The sequence below is a fragment of the Streptomyces sp. NPDC041068 genome, assembly GCF_040647455.1.
Lineage (GTDB): Bacteria > Actinomycetota > Actinomycetes > Streptomycetales > Streptomycetaceae > Streptomyces.
The window spans coordinates 161,216-176,621 of sequence record NZ_JBEZCG010000018.1 but is presented as its reverse complement, the minus strand read 5'-3'; the positions used below and the strand labels follow the sequence as shown (position 1 = coordinate 176,621).

16 protein-coding genes, 1 pseudogene and 1 riboswitch are annotated in these 15,406 nt (G+C 68.9%); of the genes and pseudogenes, 4 read left to right on the top strand and 13 right to left on the bottom strand.

Annotated features, from left to right (window positions below):
• Positions 1-3 precede the first annotated feature (3 nt).
• Positions 4-756, bottom strand: coding sequence for an MBL fold metallo-hydrolase (locus tag AB0B50_RS35060; RefSeq protein ID WP_362339865.1), 753 nt, complete (start codon positions 754-756; stop codon positions 4-6).
• A gap of 221 nt (positions 757-977) precedes the next feature.
• Here AB0B50_RS35060 and AB0B50_RS35055 point away from each other — a divergent pair.
• Positions 978-1,390 (top strand): annotated as a pseudogene (locus tag AB0B50_RS35055) (type II toxin-antitoxin system PemK/MazF family toxin).
• A 97-nt stretch (positions 1,391-1,487) separates the two neighbouring features.
• On the opposite strand, the gene AB0B50_RS35050 reads toward AB0B50_RS35055, so the two are convergent.
• The 10 genes from AB0B50_RS35050 to clpS all read right to left on the bottom strand — a co-directional run bounded on the left by AB0B50_RS35050 (position 1,488) and on the right by clpS (position 9,540).
• Positions 1,488-2,441, bottom strand: a complete 954-nt coding sequence (locus AB0B50_RS35050) for a cysteine synthase (protein WP_362339864.1) — start codon at positions 2,439-2,441, stop codon at positions 1,488-1,490.
• A 12-nt stretch (positions 2,442-2,453) separates the two neighbouring features.
• A complete protein-coding gene (locus tag AB0B50_RS35045) occupies positions 2,454-2,732 on the bottom strand; it encodes a MoaD/ThiS family protein (protein WP_362339863.1) in 279 nt (92 codons plus the stop codon).
• 128 nt (positions 2,733-2,860) lie between these two features.
• Positions 2,861-3,016 carry a putative leader peptide gene (locus tag AB0B50_RS35040; RefSeq protein WP_362339862.1) on the bottom strand — a complete coding sequence of 52 codons (156 nt, stop codon included), beginning with the start codon at positions 3,014-3,016 and terminating at the stop codon, positions 2,861-2,863.
• Between the two features lie 66 nt (positions 3,017-3,082).
• Complete coding sequence (locus AB0B50_RS35035; protein ID WP_362339861.1) at positions 3,083-3,904, bottom strand: ABC transporter ATP-binding protein; 822 nt, start codon at positions 3,902-3,904, stop codon at positions 3,083-3,085.
• On the bottom strand, positions 3,901-4,905 hold the full coding sequence (locus AB0B50_RS35030) for an iron ABC transporter permease (RefSeq protein WP_362339922.1): 1,005 nt from the start codon (positions 4,903-4,905) through the stop codon (positions 3,901-3,903). The genes AB0B50_RS35035 and AB0B50_RS35030 overlap by 4 nt, the downstream gene beginning before the upstream one ends.
• 125 nt (positions 4,906-5,030) lie before the next feature.
• Positions 5,031-6,002 (bottom strand): ABC transporter substrate-binding protein, encoded by a 972-nt coding sequence (locus AB0B50_RS35025; RefSeq protein ID WP_362339860.1) that lies wholly within the window; start codon positions 6,000-6,002, stop codon positions 5,031-5,033.
• 64 nt (positions 6,003-6,066) lie between these two features.
• Positions 6,067-6,182: riboswitch (cobalamin riboswitch) on the bottom strand.
• A 32-nt stretch (positions 6,183-6,214) separates the two neighbouring features.
• A complete protein-coding gene (locus tag AB0B50_RS35020) occupies positions 6,215-6,637 on the bottom strand; it encodes a M67 family metallopeptidase (RefSeq protein WP_362339859.1) in 423 nt (140 codons plus the stop codon).
• A gap of 99 nt (positions 6,638-6,736) precedes the next feature.
• Positions 6,737-8,233, bottom strand: a complete 1,497-nt coding sequence (locus AB0B50_RS35015; protein WP_362339858.1) for an amino acid permease — start codon at positions 8,231-8,233, stop codon at positions 6,737-6,739.
• A gap of 352 nt (positions 8,234-8,585) precedes the next feature.
• Positions 8,586-9,182, bottom strand: a complete 597-nt coding sequence (locus AB0B50_RS35010; RefSeq protein WP_362339857.1) for a DUF2017 domain-containing protein — start codon at positions 9,180-9,182, stop codon at positions 8,586-8,588.
• Positions 9,183-9,225: 43 nt separating this feature from the next.
• A complete protein-coding gene (gene clpS / locus AB0B50_RS35005) occupies positions 9,226-9,540 on the bottom strand; it encodes an ATP-dependent Clp protease adapter ClpS (protein ID WP_362339856.1) in 315 nt (104 codons plus the stop codon).
• Between the two features lie 92 nt (positions 9,541-9,632).
• On the opposite strand from clpS, the gene AB0B50_RS35000 reads away from it, so the two are divergent.
• Both AB0B50_RS35000 and AB0B50_RS34995 read left to right on the top strand, forming a co-directional pair.
• Positions 9,633-10,961 (top strand): nicotinate phosphoribosyltransferase, encoded by a 1,329-nt coding sequence (locus tag AB0B50_RS35000; protein ID WP_362339855.1) that lies wholly within the window; start codon positions 9,633-9,635, stop codon positions 10,959-10,961.
• Between the two features lie 116 nt (positions 10,962-11,077).
• On the top strand, positions 11,078-11,662 hold the full coding sequence (locus tag AB0B50_RS34995) for an isochorismatase family protein (RefSeq protein ID WP_362339854.1): 585 nt from the start codon (positions 11,078-11,080) through the stop codon (positions 11,660-11,662).
• A 33-nt stretch (positions 11,663-11,695) separates the two neighbouring features.
• Here AB0B50_RS34995 and AB0B50_RS34990 read toward each other — a convergent pair whose 3' ends face one another.
• On the bottom strand, positions 11,696-12,031 hold the full coding sequence (locus AB0B50_RS34990) for a hypothetical protein (RefSeq protein WP_362339853.1): 336 nt from the start codon (positions 12,029-12,031) through the stop codon (positions 11,696-11,698).
• A 147-nt stretch (positions 12,032-12,178) separates the two neighbouring features.
• On the bottom strand, positions 12,179-14,587 hold the full coding sequence (locus AB0B50_RS34985) for an immune inhibitor A domain-containing protein (protein WP_362339852.1): 2,409 nt from the start codon (positions 14,585-14,587) through the stop codon (positions 12,179-12,181).
• 471 nt (positions 14,588-15,058) lie between these two features.
• Here AB0B50_RS34985 and AB0B50_RS34980 point away from each other — a divergent pair, with 471 nt between their 5' ends.
• On the top strand, positions 15,059-15,337 hold the full coding sequence (locus tag AB0B50_RS34980; RefSeq protein WP_362339851.1) for a hypothetical protein: 279 nt from the start codon (positions 15,059-15,061) through the stop codon (positions 15,335-15,337).
• Positions 15,338-15,406 lie beyond the last annotated feature (69 nt).

Below are 15,406 nucleotides of genomic sequence, written 5' to 3'. Positions count from 1 at the left end.
CCGTCAGATCTCGTACGTCGCGCCGGGCGCCGCGAGGGCGGTGGGGCCCTCGTACGCCGCGCGGGCGTCGGCGAGGTTCACCTGCGGGTCCGTCCACGGCGGGATGTGCGTGAGCAGCAACCTTCCTGCACGCGCGCGGTGGGCGGACTCGCCCGCCTCGCGGCCGTTGAGGTGCAGGTCGGGGATGTTCTCCTTGCCGTGCGTGAAGGCCGCCTCGCACAGGAACAGGTCGGTGCCCTCGGCCAGTTCGTCCAGGACGTCGCAGGGGCCCGTGTCCCCGGAGTACGTGAGCGACTTGCCGCCGTGCTCGACGCGGATGGCGTAGGCCTCGACGGGGTGGCACACCTTCTCGGTGCGCACCGAGAACGGGCCGATGTCGAACGAGGCCGGCTTGACCGTGTGGAAGTCGAAGACCTCGCTCATCGACGATGCGGAGGGCGTGTCGGCGTACGCGGTGGTCAGACGCTGTTCGGTGCCCTCGGGGCCGTAGACCGGGATGGGGGCGCAGCGGCCGCCCTCGTGCCGGTAGTAGCGCGCCACGAAGTACGCGCACATGTCGATGCAGTGGTCCGCGTGCAGATGGCTGAGGAAGATCGCGTCGAGGTCGTACAGACCGATGTGGCGCTGCAGCTCGCCGAGGGCGCCGTTGCCCATGTCGAGCAGCAACCGGAAGCCGTCGGCCTCGACGAGGTAGCTCGAGCAGGCCGAGTCCGCGGACGGAAACGAGCCCGAGCAGCCGACGACGGTGAGCTTCATGAAGCTGGAACCTCCGCGCTGGCAGGAGACTGACAGAAGAGCCCAGAAGAGCTGGGAAGTGGCTGTGCGGTTCGTCGAGCGTAAGGCGCAAAAGGCCTGGTCGCTCCTCCGTCGCGGGCCGTTGTGGGGGAACTCACCTGCGGTGTCACCGGTTCGGGGGGCTTATGGGGCGCCCGGGATGCGGTGGGCGACGCGAGGCGTACGCCGGTACCGTCGTCCGTATGGACACGTCCTGGTGGCTCGCGCTGGCCGCCGTGGTGGTGCTCGCGCTCGTCGTCACGCTGGTGGACGGCTGGGGCCGCGGGGGCCGCGGCGACGGCTGCCGGCGCCGCGGCCTGCGGAGATCTGGTGGGCGCGGGTGCCGTACGAGGACGGTCCCGGGGGCAAGGACCGGCCGTGCCTGGTCCTTGCCGTGCGCGGGGACAGCGCCCTGGTCGCGAAGATCACCAGCAAGTACCACGACGAGCGCTCGGGCGTGATTCCGCTGCCGCCGGGAGCGGTGGGGGACTCGCAGGGCCGCCCCAGCTTTCTGGAGACGGACGAGCTGCGGGAGGTTCCGCTGTGGGAGTTCCGGAGGCGGGCCGGGGTGGTGGATCCGGTGCTGTGGGATCAGGTGCGGTATCTGGCGGGCTGACCCGCCGTGCCCCCGGGGCTCCGCCCCGGACCCCGCTCCTGGAACGCCGGAGGGGCTGGTTTCACCAGCCCCTCCGGACTATCCGCTCAGCCTGGCTTCACGCCCACAGCTGACCCTGCAGCGTCTCGATCGCCTCTTCCGTCGTGGCCGCCGTGTAGACGCCCGTCGACAGGTACTTCCAGCCGCCGTCCGCCACGACGAAGACGATGTCGGCCGACTCCCCCGCCGCCACCGCCTTCTTGCCGACGCCGATCGCCGCGTGCAGCGCCGCCCCCGTGGAGACGCCCGCGAAGATGCCCTCCTGCTTGAGGAGTTCCCGGGTGCGCGTCACCGCGTCAGCAGAGCCGACGGAGAAGCGCGTGGTCAGGACGGAGGCGTCGTACAGCTCGGGGACGAAGCCCTCGTCGAGGTTGCGCAGGCCGTAGACGAGGTCGTCGTAGCGCGGCTCGGCGGCGACGATCTTGACGTCCGGCTTCTGCTCGCGCAGATAGCGGCCCACACCCATGAGCGTGCCCGTGGTGCCGAGGCCCGCCACGAAGTGCGTGACCGAGGGGAGGTCGGCGAGGATCTCGGGGCCGGTCGTGGCGTAGTGGGCGCCCGCGTTGTCGGGGTTGCCGTACTGGTAGAGCATCACCCAGTCCGGGTGCTCGGCCGCCAGCTCCTTCGCCACGCGGACCGCGGTGTTGGAGCCGCCCGCCGCCGGGGAGGAGATGATCTCGGCGCCCCACATGGCGAGCAGGTCGCGCCGCTCCTGGGAGGTGTTCTCCGGCATGACGCACACGATGCGGTAGCCCTTGAGCTTGGCCGCCATGGCGAGCGAGATGCCGGTGTTGCCGGAGGTCGGCTCCAGGATCGTGCAGCCGGGCGTCAACCGGCCGTCCTTCTCGGCCTGTTCGACCATGTGGAGGGCCGGCCGGTCCTTGACGGAGCCGGTCGGGTTGCGGTCCTCCAGCTTGGCCCAGATGCGGACGTCGTCCGAAGGGGACAGGCGCGGCAGGCGGACGAGCGGCGTGTTGCCGACCGCGGCGAGCGGGGAGTCGTAGCGAGGCATCCGGGATCGGGCCTAGACCATGCCGCCGGCCACGGCCGGCAGGATCGTGACGCTGTCGCCGTCGGTGACCTTCGTGGAGATGCCGTCCAGGAAGCGGACGTCCTCGTCGTTCAGGTACACGTTCACGAAACGGCGCAGCTTGCCGTCGTCCACGATGCGCTCGGCGATGCCCGCGTGCCGCGAGTCGAGGTCGGTGAAGAGCTCGGCGAGGGTGTCCCCGCTGCCCTCGACGGCCTTGGCGCCGTCGGTGTAGGTGCGGAGGATGGTCGGGATGCGGACCTCGATGGCCATGCTGAGGGCTCCTGTCGGGAGTCGAGAAGTGCGGGTGGTGGGCGCGCGGCGGCGCTGTCGTGCGGGTGGTGCGTGGTCGTACGTACGCGGGTACGGCGCCGTGGCCCACGGCCGTGCGGCGGAACGGTTCAGCGGGAACAGATCGCGCTGGCGAGGCGGCACAGGTCGACGTGCAGCCGCGCGGCTCCGCATCCAAAGGCTCCCAAAAGAAGAGTGGAGGCGGAGCGCAGCGGAGCGAGCGGCAGTGCGCTCGGCGTCTCTTCGCTCACGTCATGGGGAACCATGCGGTCATCGTATCGATTCCCGGTCCGGGTCCTGGAATGTGATCTCAGATGGTGGACGAAATCCGTTCAGGATGCGGTCGGCGGCAGATAGACCACGGTCGGGGCGCCAGTGACGGGATGGGTGCTGACCTCGGCCGTCACGCCGTAGACGGTGGCGAGCAGCTCGGGTGTGAGGACCTCCTTCGGCGCCCCGGAGGCGACGAGGCGGCCGCCGTCGAGGACGTGGAGGACGTCGCAGTAGTACGCCGCCAGATTCAGGTCGTGCAGGGCCAGGAGGTTCGTCGTGCCCAAGTCCCGTACCAGGGAGAGGATTTCGAGCTGGTAGCGGATGTCCAGGTGGTTGGTCGGCTCGTCGAGGACGACGAGCGTCGGCTGCTGCACCAGGGCGCGGGCCACCAGGGCACGCTGGCGCTCGCCGCCGGAGAGGGACGGGAAGGAGCGCTCGGCCAGGTCCTCGACGCCGACCCGGGCGAGCGCCTCGTCGACGAGCTCCTCGTCGGCCGTCGTGTCCGCCTCCCAGAAGCGCTTGTGCGGGGAGCGGCCCATCGCGACCACCTGCCGGACGGTCAGCTCGAACGCCGCCTGCCCGTCCTGCGGCACCGTGGCCAGGCGCCGGGCGCGGGCCTTCGCCGTCATCGTGTGCAGGTCGTCGCCGTCGAGGAGGGCTCGCCCGCCGGTCGGGCGCAGCGTTCCGTACACGCAGCGCAGCAGCGTCGTCTTGCCACTGCCGTTGGGGCCGACGACGCCGACGGTCTCGCCGGGGGCGGCGGTGAGGTCGACGCCGTCCACGAGGACCTTGCCGTCGATCTCGTACGAGAGGCCTTCCGTACGGAGTTCTCCGGCGGGCGCGGGCTGGTTCTCTCCGGCGGGCGTGGGCCGGTTCGTCATGCCGGGGCTCCTTCGTTGCGCCGCCGCAGCAGCCAGAGGAAGAACGGGCCGCCGGTCAGCGCGGTGAGCACACCGACCGGGATGTCCTGCGGCGCGGCGACCGTGCGCGCCGCGATGTCCGCGACGACCAGGAACACCGCGCCCATCAGCGCCACCACGGGGAGCAGCGCCCGGTGTGCGGCGCCGACCAGCATGCGGGCGGCGTGCGGCACCATCAGGCCGACGAAGCCGATGGCTCCGCTGTACGCGACCAGGACGCCGGTCAGGAGCGAGGCCAGGACGAAGACGCCGGCGCGGAAGCGGGCCGTGTCCAGGCCGAGGACGGTGGCGCCCTCCTCCCCCGCGAGCAGCAGGTCCAGGGGACGGGCCAGGGCCGTCAGGAGGGCCGTGCCGACGACCAGGACGACGCAGGGCAGGGCGAGCATGTCCCAGCGGGCGCTGCCGAGGCCGCCGAGCGTCCAGTACATGACCTCCTTGAGGTGGTCCGCGCTGTCCGCGGTGACGAGGATGAGGCTGGTCAGCGCGGTCAGGATGTACGAGACGGCTACCCCGGACAGGATCAGGCGGCCGGTGGCGAATCCCCCGCCGCCGCCTCTGGCCAGGGCGTAGACGAGGACCAGCGAGATCAGCGCGCCGACGAAGGCGGCGGCCGGGATCGTGACGGTGGTCGCGAGGCTCGCGCCGAGGCCGAAGACGCCGCCGAGCACGATCGCGACGACCGCGCCGACGGAGGCGCCCGAGGAGACGCCGAGCAGGAACGGGTCGGCGAGGGGGTTGCGGACGAGGGCCTGCAGGACGGTGCCGATCACTGCCAGTCCGGCGCCGACGGCTGCGCCCAGCAGAATCCTGGGGAGCCTTACGTCCAGGACGATCGTGCGGAAAGGTGAAGGCTCGGCCCTCCCCGTAAGGATCTCCAGGACCTGGCCTGGTGGGATGCGGACGGAGCCGAGGGCCAGCCCGGCGACGGTCGCGGCGACCAGGGCTGCGGTGAGGACGGCCAGGGTGAGGAGGCGTCGCCTCTTTGAGCTCGGTCGGTCGCCCTTCGGGCTCGTCCTCAATCGCCGGACGGGCTTGGTTTTCTCGCCCCCGGGCTTGGATTCGTGCCGGACGGGCTTGGCTGCCTGGCTCACAGCTGTGCCGCCAGCTTCCTCACCGCCTCCGGTGCTCGTACCCCTGTGACCGTGTCCGAGAGCGGCAGGACCGCGAAGCGCTTGTTCTTGATGGCCGGGACGTCCTTGAGGACCGGGTCGTCGAGGAGGCGCTTCTTCTTCTGGGCGACCGACGTCGCGCCGTAGTCCAGGATCAGGATGACCTCGGGCCTGCGCTGCACCACCGACTCCCAGGACGCGTCGCTGAAGGACTTGTCCACGTCGGCGAAGACGTTGCGGCCGCCCGCCCGCTTGATGATGTCGTTGCCGATGCCGCGGCCGCCCGCCGTGAACGCGGACTTGTCGCCGCTGTCGTAGACGAAGACGGAGAGCGGCTTCTTGCCCTTGGACTTCTCTGCGGTGGCGGCCAGTTCGCGCTCGGCGCCCCGCACCCACTTGTCCGCGCGGGCCCGCACCCCGAAGGTGGAGCCGACCTCACGGACCTCGCGGTACACGTCCTCCATGGAGACGGGGTCCTTGGCGCAGCCCTCGACGTTCAGGCGGCTCTCGATGCCGGACTTGGCGAGTGCGGAGCGGCTGCGGCCGTCGCCCGCGAGGAAGGCGCTCGCGTAACCGCCGTACACGTAGTCGGGGTTGACGGAGAGCAGCTTCTCGTAGGAGGGGTACTCCTTGGCGATCACCGGGACGGACTTGTACGCCTTCTCGTACTTCGGCAGGACCTTGTCGTCGAGGTAGGCGGTCCCGGCCATGTGGTCCTGGAGTCCGAGCTCCAGCATCACTTCGGTGGTGTGCTGGTTCATGGTGACGGCGCGCTCGGGGGGTGCGTCGTACGTCGTCTTCACGCCGCAGTTGGTGACGGTGTACGGGAACCCGGCCGTCTTGGCCGCGGGCTTGTCGTCGCCTCCGGCCTGCGATGACGAGCACGCGGCGAGCGGGACGAGCAGGGTGGCCGCGGCGAGCGCGCGTATGCCGGTGTGGCGGCGGGACATGGCTGGACTGCCTCCTCCAGGGGATTTCCGCGTCCCCTGCGTTGCGTGGAGCAAGGCGGCAGGTCAGTTCCTGACTCCCCCGCCCCGGAATGGGGTCTCCCCTTCTCGAGCGGAGCCGAGAGATTGGGGAAGGGCGGGGTCACAGTGGCGGGACCGTGCCGGGTTCGCACCGGCTTCCTGGCTCCTGCCGCCTCAATGGTGTGTGTCGGGGCTCAGTATGCCTCTACGACCTGCACGTCTTCCTCGGTGACCTCGCCGTCCACGATGCGGAAGGAGCGGAACTGGAAGGGGCCCGCGTCGTCGGTGTCCGCGGTGGAGACCAGGACGTAGTGCGCGCCGGGCTCGTTGGCGTACGTGATGTCGGTGCGCGAGGGGTACGCCTCCGTCGCGGTGTGCGAGTGGTAGACGATCACCGGCTCCTCGTCGCGGTCGTCCATCTCGCGGTAGAGCTTGAGCAGGTCACCCGAGTCGAACTCGTAGAACGTGGGCGAGCGGGCCGCGTTCAGCATCGGGATGAAGCGTTCCGGGCGGCCCGTGCCCTCCGGGCCCGCGACCACGCCGCAGGCCTCGTCGGGGTGGTCCTGGCGCGCGTGCGCGACGATCTGGTCGTGGAGGGCCTGGGTGATGGTCAGCATGGCAGTCAGGATAAGCAGAGGGCCCGCACCGTACCGAGGCGTGGTACGGGCGGGCCCGAATGCTGGACAGCGGCCTCTACGGAGAGGTCACTCCGGAGATCACTTCTTGTCGGCGGGCGCGTCTGCGGGGTCGAGGACGACGCCCGTCTTGCGCTTGCTGAACGCGGCCGCCTGCGGGTTGCGGCGCTTGAGGATCAGGTAGGCGACCGTCAGGATCGCGGCCCAGACCGGAGCGGCGTACAGCGAGATCCGCGCGTCCTTGTCGACGCCCATCATCACGATGACCATGCCGATGAAGGCGAGCGCGAACCAGCTGGTGAACGGGGCGCCCGGGGCACGGAAGATGGACTGCGGCAGCTCGCCGCGGTCGGCCTTGCGGCGGTAGCGGATCTGGCAGCACAGGATCATGATCCAGGCCCACATGCCGGAGATGGTCGCGAAGGAGACGACGTAGTTGAACGCCTCGCCCGGCCACTGGTAGTTGATCCAGACGCCGAACAGCATGAAGCCGGCGGAGACCGCGGTGCCGATCAGCGGCAGGCCGTTCTTCGTGAGCTTGGTGAAGAACTTGGGGCCCTGGCCGTTCATCGCCAGGTCGCGCAGCATGCGGCCGGTGGAGTACATGCCGGAGTTGCAGGAGGAGAGCGCGGCGGTGAGCACCACGAAGTTCACGATGGCGGCGCCGACGCCGAGGCCCATCTCCTCGAAGGCCTTCACGAACGGCGAGACGCCGGGCTTGAAGGAGGTCCACGGGACGACCGACAGGATCATGATCAGCGCGCCGACGTAGAAGACGGCGATGCGCCACGGCACGGTGTTGATGGCCTTGGGCAGAACGGTCTTCGGGTCCTTGGACTCGCCCGCGGTGACGCCGACGAGCTCGACGGCGAGGAAGGCGAACATCACGATCTGCAGGGTCATCAGCGTGGAGCCGATGCCGTTCGGGAAGAACCCGCCCTGGTTCCACAGGTGGGCGACGGTCGCGGTGTCACCGGCGTCGGAGAAGCCGATGGTGAGGATGCCGACGCAGATCAGGATCATGCCGATGATGGCGGTGACCTTGACCATCGAGAACCAGAACTCCAGCTCGCCGAAGAGCTTCACGGAGATGAGGTTCGCGCCGAACAGAATGACCGTGAACACCAGGGCATAGGCCCATTGCGGGAATGAGTCGTGTGTCCAGTACTGCATGTACTGGGCGGCCGCGGTGACTTCGGTGATGCCGGTGACGACCCAGAAGAGCCAGTACGTCCAGCCGGTCACGAATCCGAAGAACGGGCCCATGAATTCGCGTGCGTACTCCGAGAAGGAGCCGGACACGGGGCGGTACATGAGGAGCTCGCCGAGCGCCCGCATGATGAAGAAGATGACGAGACCCGCGATGGCGTACGCCAGGATGAGGCTCGGTCCGGCCTTGTGGATGGCCTTGCCCGCGCCGAGGAACAGGCCGGTGCCGATGGCACCGCCGATCGCGATCATCTGGATCTGCCGGGCACCGAGTCCTCGCTGGTACCCCTCGCCCTCGCCGGACGGGCCGGCGGCGGCCTGCACGGCCTCATTGCCGTCGTGATGCTCTTCGACCTGCACTGAGGTCATGGTGACGCCTTTCTCCATGCTGATCCGCGCCCGCACATCTGCGTTGGTGGCTGCGGATCAGGTCCTGATCCCCCCGGATATGGAATGGAGTGCTACCGGCGGTCTGCCGGCCCGAGCGCCCTCGGCGACATGGGTGGCGTCACCGAGCGGTCGTGAAGATTTATCACGGCGACAACAGTGAGGGAACAAGCCACTTGTGGCGCAGACCACAGGAAGAAGCGGACAAAATTCCCTTGACGTGGCAAACGCGGGCATTGAAGTGACGCGATCGTTATCCGGATTTGAGGCTCCACTGAGCGAACGGTCCGCCCGGTGAACGAAAGCTGTCACTTACACCGTTTTTCGGCCCCGCTCAGCCCAGCAACGTCCCGACCAGCGTCTCCTGCAGACCGCCGAGCCACAGATAGGCCATCACCATCGGCTTGCGGGGGTCGGAGTCGGGCAGCCGGTAGAGCAGATCCGCGTCCTCCTCGTCGCTGACCTCCAGACGCGTGCCGATCGCGAGACGGAGGTCGTTGAGGGCGCCGAGCCAGTGCCGGGACTCCTCGACCGACAGTTTCAGGACAGCTCCGCCCTCGCCCGAGGACGTCGTCGAGTCCAGCGAGCGGATCACGGCCAGGGCGTCGTCACGCTTCTTGGCGCGCAGGTCGTTCTCCGTGAATCGGCGGAACTCCGCCGAATACGCCCGCAGTTCGTCCTCGTCGCCCCGCTCGGTGCCGGGGCCGCCGTACGCGTCGGGGAGAAGGCGCTTCATCACCGGGTCGGCGGGCGGCTCGCTGGGGCCCTCGGCGAAGAGCTCCGCGAGGGGGTCGTCGGAGGCCTCGCCGCCCGGCCCCGGGCCGATCAGCTCCAGGAGCTGAACGGCGAGGGAGCGGATGATCGAGATCTCGACCTCGTCGAGCGCGACGGCGGCGCCGCCCCCGGGGATCGGTTCGAAGTGTCCTGGCATCAGATGCGTCGCTGCTTCCGGTCCGTGCGCTGCTTGCGGGCCGCTACTTGCGGTCCTGCTGAAGGGTGGCCCAGAGGCCGTAGCCGTGCATGGCCTGCACGTCGCGCTCCATCTCCTCGCGGGTGCCGCTGGAGACGACCGCACGGCCCTTGTGGTGCACGTCCATCATCAGCTTCGTGGCCTTCTCCTTCGAGTACCCGAAGTACGTCTGGAACACGTACGTCACGTAGCTCATCAGGTTGACCGGGTCGTTGTGCACGAGCGTGATCCAAGGAACGTCCGGCTCGGGGACGACGAACGTCTCTTCGTCCGATTCCGGGCGTGTGATCTCTGCGGGAGCCGTACTCACTTGCCCCATGCTGCCACCCCCAGGGGGGCCTCGCACAAATGGCCTCCCCAAGACCTCCTTGAAATCGTCAGAGTGACGAGATGCGGGGTAGCATCCCTCGTATGAACACAGCGGACCTTGGCCTGCCGGTGGATGTTCCGTCGACAGCGCTCTTCACGGACCAGTACGAGCTGACGATGCTGCAGGCCGCGCTGAAGGCGGGGACGGGCGAGAGGCGTTCGGTCTTCGAGGTCTTCACCCGCAGACTGCCCGAGGGCCGGCGCTACGGCGTGGTGGCCGGAACGGGCCGGGTCCTGGACGCCGTCGAGAACTTCCGCTTCGACGCCGACGTCATCGGCTTCCTGCGCGAGCGCTCCATCGTCGACGAGGCCACGCTGGAATGGCTGTCGGGGTACCGCTTCAGCGGCGACATCTGGGGCTACCCCGAGGGCGAGGTCTACTTCCCCGGCTCGCCGATCCTGCGGGTCGAGGGCTCCTTCGCGGAGTGCGTGCTCCTGGAGACCGTGATCCTCTCCATCCTCAACCACGACTCGGCCATCGCGGCCGCCGCGTCCCGCATGTCGTCGGCCGCCGGCGACCGCCCGCTGATCGAGATGGGCGCCCGCCGCACCCACGAGCTGGCCGCCGTCGCCGCCTCCCGCGCCGCCTACGTCGGCGGCTTCGCGACCACCTCGGACCTGGCCGCCGGATTCCGGTACGGCATCCCCACCGTCGGCACCAGCGCCCACGCCTTCACGCTGCTGCACGACAACGAACGCGACGCGTTCCAGGCCCAGGTCGACTCGCTCGGCCGCGGCACGACGCTGCTCGTGGACACCTACGACGTCACCGAGGCCGTCCGCACGGCCGTCGAGGTCGCGGGGCCCGAGCTCGGCGCCGTCCGCATCGACTCGGGCGACCTGCTGCTCGTGGCCCACCGGGTGCGTCAGCAGCTGGACGAGCTCGGCGCCACGAACACGAAGATCGTCGTGACCTCCGACCTCGACGAGTACGCCATCGCCTCGCTCGCGGCGGCGCCCGTGGACGCGTACGGCGTGGGCACGCAGCTCGTCACCGGCTCCGGGCACCCCACCTGCTCCATGGTCTACAAGCTGGTGGCCCGCGCGCACTCGGCGGACCCCAAGGCCCCGCTGGAGCCCGTCGCGAAGAAGTCGCTGGGCGCCAAGAGCTCCATGGGCGGCCGCAAGTGGGCCGCGCGCAGGACCGACGAGCACGGCGTCGCCGAGGCCGAGGTGATCGGCACCGGCCCCGTGCCGCCGGGCCTGGTCGACCGGCAGCTCCTGGTCGAGCTGGTCAAGGGCGGCGAGGTCGTCGCCCGCGAGCCGCTGGACGCGGTGCGCGACCGGCACGCCGCCGCCCGCGGCCGCCTTCCGCTCTCGGCGACACAGCTGTCGCGGGGCGAGGCGGTCATCCCCACCGAGTACGCGTGACACGTGCGATCGGGCGTCCGGCGCTGCCTCGCGGCGCCGGATGCTTCAATTGCCCCCTCCCGCAACGTACTTGAAGTCTCTACGCTCGTAGTCTCCCCAGCAGAAGGACACCCCCCATGCGCCGCGCACTGATCGTCGTAGACGTGCAGAACGACTTCTGTGAAGGCGGCAGCCTCGCGGTCGCCGGCGGCGCGGACGTGGCCGCCGCCATCACCGAGCTGATCGGCCAGGCCCCGGCCGGCTACCGCCACGTGGTCGCCACCCGCGACCACCACATCGAGCCGGGCGCCCACTTCTCCGAGAACCCCGACTACGTCGACTCCTGGCCGCCGCACTGCGTGGCGGGCACGGAGGGCATCGGCTTCCACCCGAACTTCGCCCCCGCGGTCGCCTCCGGGGCCATCGACGCGGTCTTCGACAAGGGTGCGTACGCGGCGGCGTACAGCGGCTTCGAGGGCGTCGACGAGAACGGGGTCTCGCTCGCGGAGTGGCTGCGGGCCAGGGAGATCACGGAGGTCGACGTGGTGGGCATCGCCACGGATCACTGCGTTCGGGCCACCGCGGTGGACGCGGCTCGGGAGGGGTTCAGGACCACCGTCCTGCTGGACCTGACCGCGGGGGTCGCCGAGGCGACCACGGAGCGGGCGCTGGATGAGCTGCGCTCGGCCGGTGTGGAGCTCACGGGTAAGCCGGTCGTCTGAACCGACACGGGCCCCGCCCCCGGACCCCGCTCCTCAAACGCCGGAGGGGCTGATTCTGCCGGCCCCGCCCTGCCTCTTGAGCGCCCTGATCGGATGCCACAGCTCCTCCGCGTCATCCGGTGCCGTCCGCCATATCAGGCCGTCCGGATGGTGCAGGACCGCCGTGATCTCGTCCGGCGTCGGCGGCTCCGCGTTGCCGCGGAGGTAGACCGCCCGCAGGCCCAGGTTCCGTAGCCGCGTCAGGGCCCTCGCGCGGTTCACGGCGTGCACGATCATGCGGACCGTGCCGCCAGCCGGCGACGGGTTCGGCAGGGTCAGTGCCACCACCACGCTGCCGTTCGGCAGCTTGCAGAAACCTCCTGCGGACATGCTTCGTCACACCCCCGTGAGACATCGCACGGGGTCCCTGGCCGGACCCCGCGTCAATAAGAAATCCACAGCACGCACCTAAACACGATCGGCCGCCGCCCGCTAGAGGGCGACGGCCGATCATGGCTTGACCTGCGAAAACACTAATTACTTCGTCGAGGGACCCACCTGGACCGTGATCGTCGAGCCGTCCTTGGGCTGCTTGATGATCTTGATCTGAGTGTTGGTGTCAGTGACCTTGACACTTCCCGTGGGGTTCTCCTTGTACCAGTAGGTGCCCTTGTGGTCGTCGAAGACCGAGACACCCTTCTGGGACTTGATCTTGAGCGCGACGTCCGCGTTGTGGAGCGTCAGCTTGTCGGTCGCGTACTTGCTGAACGGCGCGTCGAACGGCTGGATCTTGTTGCGCAGGAGCGTGCCGTCCTTCCACTTCAGCGGCTTCGCGTGCGCGTCGACCGGAAGGATCAGGCCCTGGCCGGGGTGCTGGCTGGTGTTGTTGTCCTTCTGCGAGGTGTCCCACTGCCAGACCAACAGGCCGGTCTGGTACGGGTAGTGCTCGACCCAGTCGGGGCGGGCCTTCGAACCGAAGTTGTACGGGCCGACCTTGAGGGTCTTGTCGTAGGACACGTACTGACGGTTCTCGGCGAGGTAGTACTGGTCGTACTTCTTGGTGAAGGACTCGCCGATGCGCGAAAAGCCCTTCGCCGTCCAGCCGTTGTCGTCGCCCTCGGCGCCGTCCTCGAAGAGCTTGGCGCCGTCCGCGGTGATCGCGAGGGAGTCGGCCGCGAAGCCCTTGCCGCCCGCGCCGCCGTCCGTGGAGTAGCGGAAGCGGACGTCGACCTTCTTGCCTGCGTACGCGTCGAGCGGGAAGACCAGCTTCTTGTACTTGGCCGAGGCGCCGGTCAACGCGGGCTTGTCACCGGCGTCACGGGTGATCGGCTTGCCGTCCGCGGTGCCGTCGATCGGCGTCCAGTTGGCGCCGTTGTCCGTCGAGACCTCGGTGTAGAGGTAGTCGTAGTTGGCCTCGATGTCCCACCAACCGTCGAGCGAGAGCTCGGCCTTGGACTTGCCGGTCAGGTCGACCGAGCGCGTCAGGGTGTTCTTGAGGTCGTCGCCCTGGTCGCTCCACCACTGCTTGGCGCCCTCGGTGGGCTTCACGACGGTGGTGGTGACGGACTTCTTCGGCAGGTCGACGACGAGCGCCTGGCGGTGGCGGGTGTTGTACTCCGCGACGCCCAGCTTGTGCTCGGAGGTCGTGGCCGCCTTGGCCTTGGCGTAGTCGAGCCAGCCCAGCTGGAACTTGTCCCAGGCGGTCATGTCGCCCGGCAGGTCACCGATGGAGTCCTTGCCGGTGCCGAGCCAGGAACCGGCCGACATCAGCGACCAGAAGCCGACCGAGTTCTCGCCCTTGCCCGTGGTGTCGTACAGGTCGGGCAGGCCGAGGTCGTGGCCGTACTCGTGGGCGAAGACGCCGAGGCCGCCGTTCTCCGGCTGCATCGTGTAGTCGCCGACCCAGATGCCCGAGTCGCCGATCTGGGTGCCGCCGGCCTTGTTGTTCGAAGGGCCGGTCTTGCCCGCGTCGTTGCCGTACGCGTACCAGCGGTGGGCCCACAGGGCGTTCTCGCCCTCGGCGCCGCCGCCGGCCGACTCGTCCTCGCCCGCGTGGACGATCTGGAAGTGGTCGATGTAGCCGTCGGGCTCGTTGAAGTTGCCGTCGTTGTCGAAGTCGTAACGGTCCCACTGGTCGTACTTGGCGAGGTCCGTCTTGATCTGCTCGTCCGTACGGCCCTTGGCCTTCTGGTCCTTGGTCCAGGCGGTCACGCCGTCCTTGACCGCGTCCCAGACGTTCGGGCAGTTGGTGTCGCCGCAGTAGTTCGAGCCGTAACGGGCCTCGTTGTAGTCGACCTTGACCCAGTCGGAGACCTCACCGTCGACCGAGTAGCGGCCGGACGAGGTCTTCTCGTAGTAGGTCTTCAGGGACTCCTTCTGCTTGCCCTTGGAGTCCTTGCCCTTCCCGAAGTACAGGTCCTGGAAGTGCTTCTGGTTGTAATCCGCCTGCCAGGCCGTGCTGTTGTCCTTCGCACGGTCCGGCTTGGCTATCTTGTTGTGCAGCGGTCCCGGCTTGCCGCCGTACTTCTTGACCGGCTGCTCCGGGCCCTCGGGGCCGTCCGGGTCGTACATGGTCGTGTCGTCGACCTTGTCCCCGAACTCCACCAGGATCGTGAAGATCTTGTCGGTCTTCTCCCGGCCCAGCTCGACGTACTTCTTGTCGTCGAGCTTGACGACCTTGGAGGCGCCCTTCTTCTGGACCTTGGCGTCTCCCGCGACGACCTGCTGCAGGGCAGCCTTGCGCTGCTGCGCCTGCTGCTTGCTGAACGGTCCTTCGAGGTCGTGGTCGACCTCGGCCTTGGCCCGCGACGGGTCCTGCCGGTCGACGGCCGGCGCGCCGCCCCAGGACGTGTCGGCCGAAGCCGTCGCCGCCGAGAACGTCGCGGCGGCCGCGGCCATCGCCACGGCCACCGCGGTGGCTCTGAACGTCCGTGTTCTGCCTGTCACTTGATGCTTTCCTCCCCCGCGCCCGCGCGAAAATGGCGGACCGAGATCCCGGTCGGAGGAGGTCCGCGCGCGATGTACGCGTCACAAGTGACGACATTCGACCGGAAGTACGGGAGAAAAGACAGACCTTGACTTGAACAGGCCAAGTGCACTATGCAGACCCCGCGCTCCGGTATCCGGACACGGGGCACTCGCCCACGGGAAACATCAACAGGCGCGCCGCACCGTCCACTTGATGGACGCCATGAACCCGTGCGCCCCCTGTGCTCCGGCACCGTGGGTAAGGTCACGCTTACCACTCGTTCCCGTCGGGCAGACAGCGGAATAGAGTCAATGGAACAAAGCCAATCGACGGTGCGCTACAGCGCGAGGCGGCACATCCCAAGTCGTCGCCGTCGAGTGCCCTTTGATTCGCAAACGACCAGATCACCATCTGCTGTCTTGAGGACGGATCCCGTCATGCCTCGTCCCATGCCTCGTCCGACCGCCGCGCAGACCGTCTACGGCGCCGTGACCGTCGTCTTCTCCACGCTCGCCATGCTGCTTCTGTCCCAGACGAGTTCAGGCGTGGGAATCATGGTGATAGCCCTGGCCGCACTCGGCCTCGGCTTACTCGTCGCAATGACGGTCCCGCTGCCGAAACCGGCACCCGCGGCCGCCTCTACACCCGCGGCCCGCACCGCGGAAGAGCGCGTCCCGGCGCAGCGCGCGATGCTCGCCGAGTCCGTCCACGAGCCCGCGGGTCCGTGAACGCGGACCGGCGGACCCGTGGATCACGAGCCCGCCGGTCGAGAGGTGCCGCCGCACCAGGCACCCTCT

Coding starts and splice junctions, on each gene's coding strand:
- AB0B50_RS34990 (WP_362339853.1), bottom strand. CDS start 12,031: ATGTCCGCAGGAGGTTTCTGCAAGCTGCCGAACGGCAGCGTGGTGGTG.
- AB0B50_RS34980 (WP_362339851.1), top strand. CDS start 15,059: ATGCCTCGTCCGACCGCCGCGCAGACCGTCTACGGCGCCGTGACCGTC.
- AB0B50_RS35015 (WP_362339858.1), bottom strand. CDS start 8,233: ATGACCTCAGTGCAGGTCGAAGAGCATCACGACGGCAATGAGGCCGTG.
- AB0B50_RS35025 (WP_362339860.1), bottom strand. CDS start 6,002: ATGTCCCGCCGCCACACCGGCATACGCGCGCTCGCCGCGGCCACCCTG.
- AB0B50_RS35050 (WP_362339864.1), bottom strand. CDS start 2,441: ATGCCTCGCTACGACTCCCCGCTCGCCGCGGTCGGCAACACGCCGCTC.
- AB0B50_RS35000 (WP_362339855.1), top strand. CDS start 9,633: ATGAACACAGCGGACCTTGGCCTGCCGGTGGATGTTCCGTCGACAGCG.
- AB0B50_RS35060 (WP_362339865.1), bottom strand. CDS start 756: ATGAAGCTCACCGTCGTCGGCTGCTCGGGCTCGTTTCCGTCCGCGGAC.
- clpS (WP_362339856.1), bottom strand. CDS start 9,540: ATGGGGCAAGTGAGTACGGCTCCCGCAGAGATCACACGCCCGGAATCG.
- AB0B50_RS35035 (WP_362339861.1), bottom strand. CDS start 3,904: ATGACGAACCGGCCCACGCCCGCCGGAGAGAACCAGCCCGCGCCCGCC.
- AB0B50_RS34995 (WP_362339854.1), top strand. CDS start 11,078: ATGCGCCGCGCACTGATCGTCGTAGACGTGCAGAACGACTTCTGTGAA.
- AB0B50_RS35010 (WP_362339857.1), bottom strand. CDS start 9,182: ATGCCAGGACACTTCGAACCGATCCCCGGGGGCGGCGCCGCCGTCGCG.
- AB0B50_RS35045 (WP_362339863.1), bottom strand. CDS start 2,732: ATGGCCATCGAGGTCCGCATCCCGACCATCCTCCGCACCTACACCGAC.
- AB0B50_RS35020 (WP_362339859.1), bottom strand. CDS start 6,637: ATGCTGACCATCACCCAGGCCCTCCACGACCAGATCGTCGCGCACGCG.
- AB0B50_RS35040 (WP_362339862.1), bottom strand. CDS start 3,016: ATGGTTCCCCATGACGTGAGCGAAGAGACGCCGAGCGCACTGCCGCTC.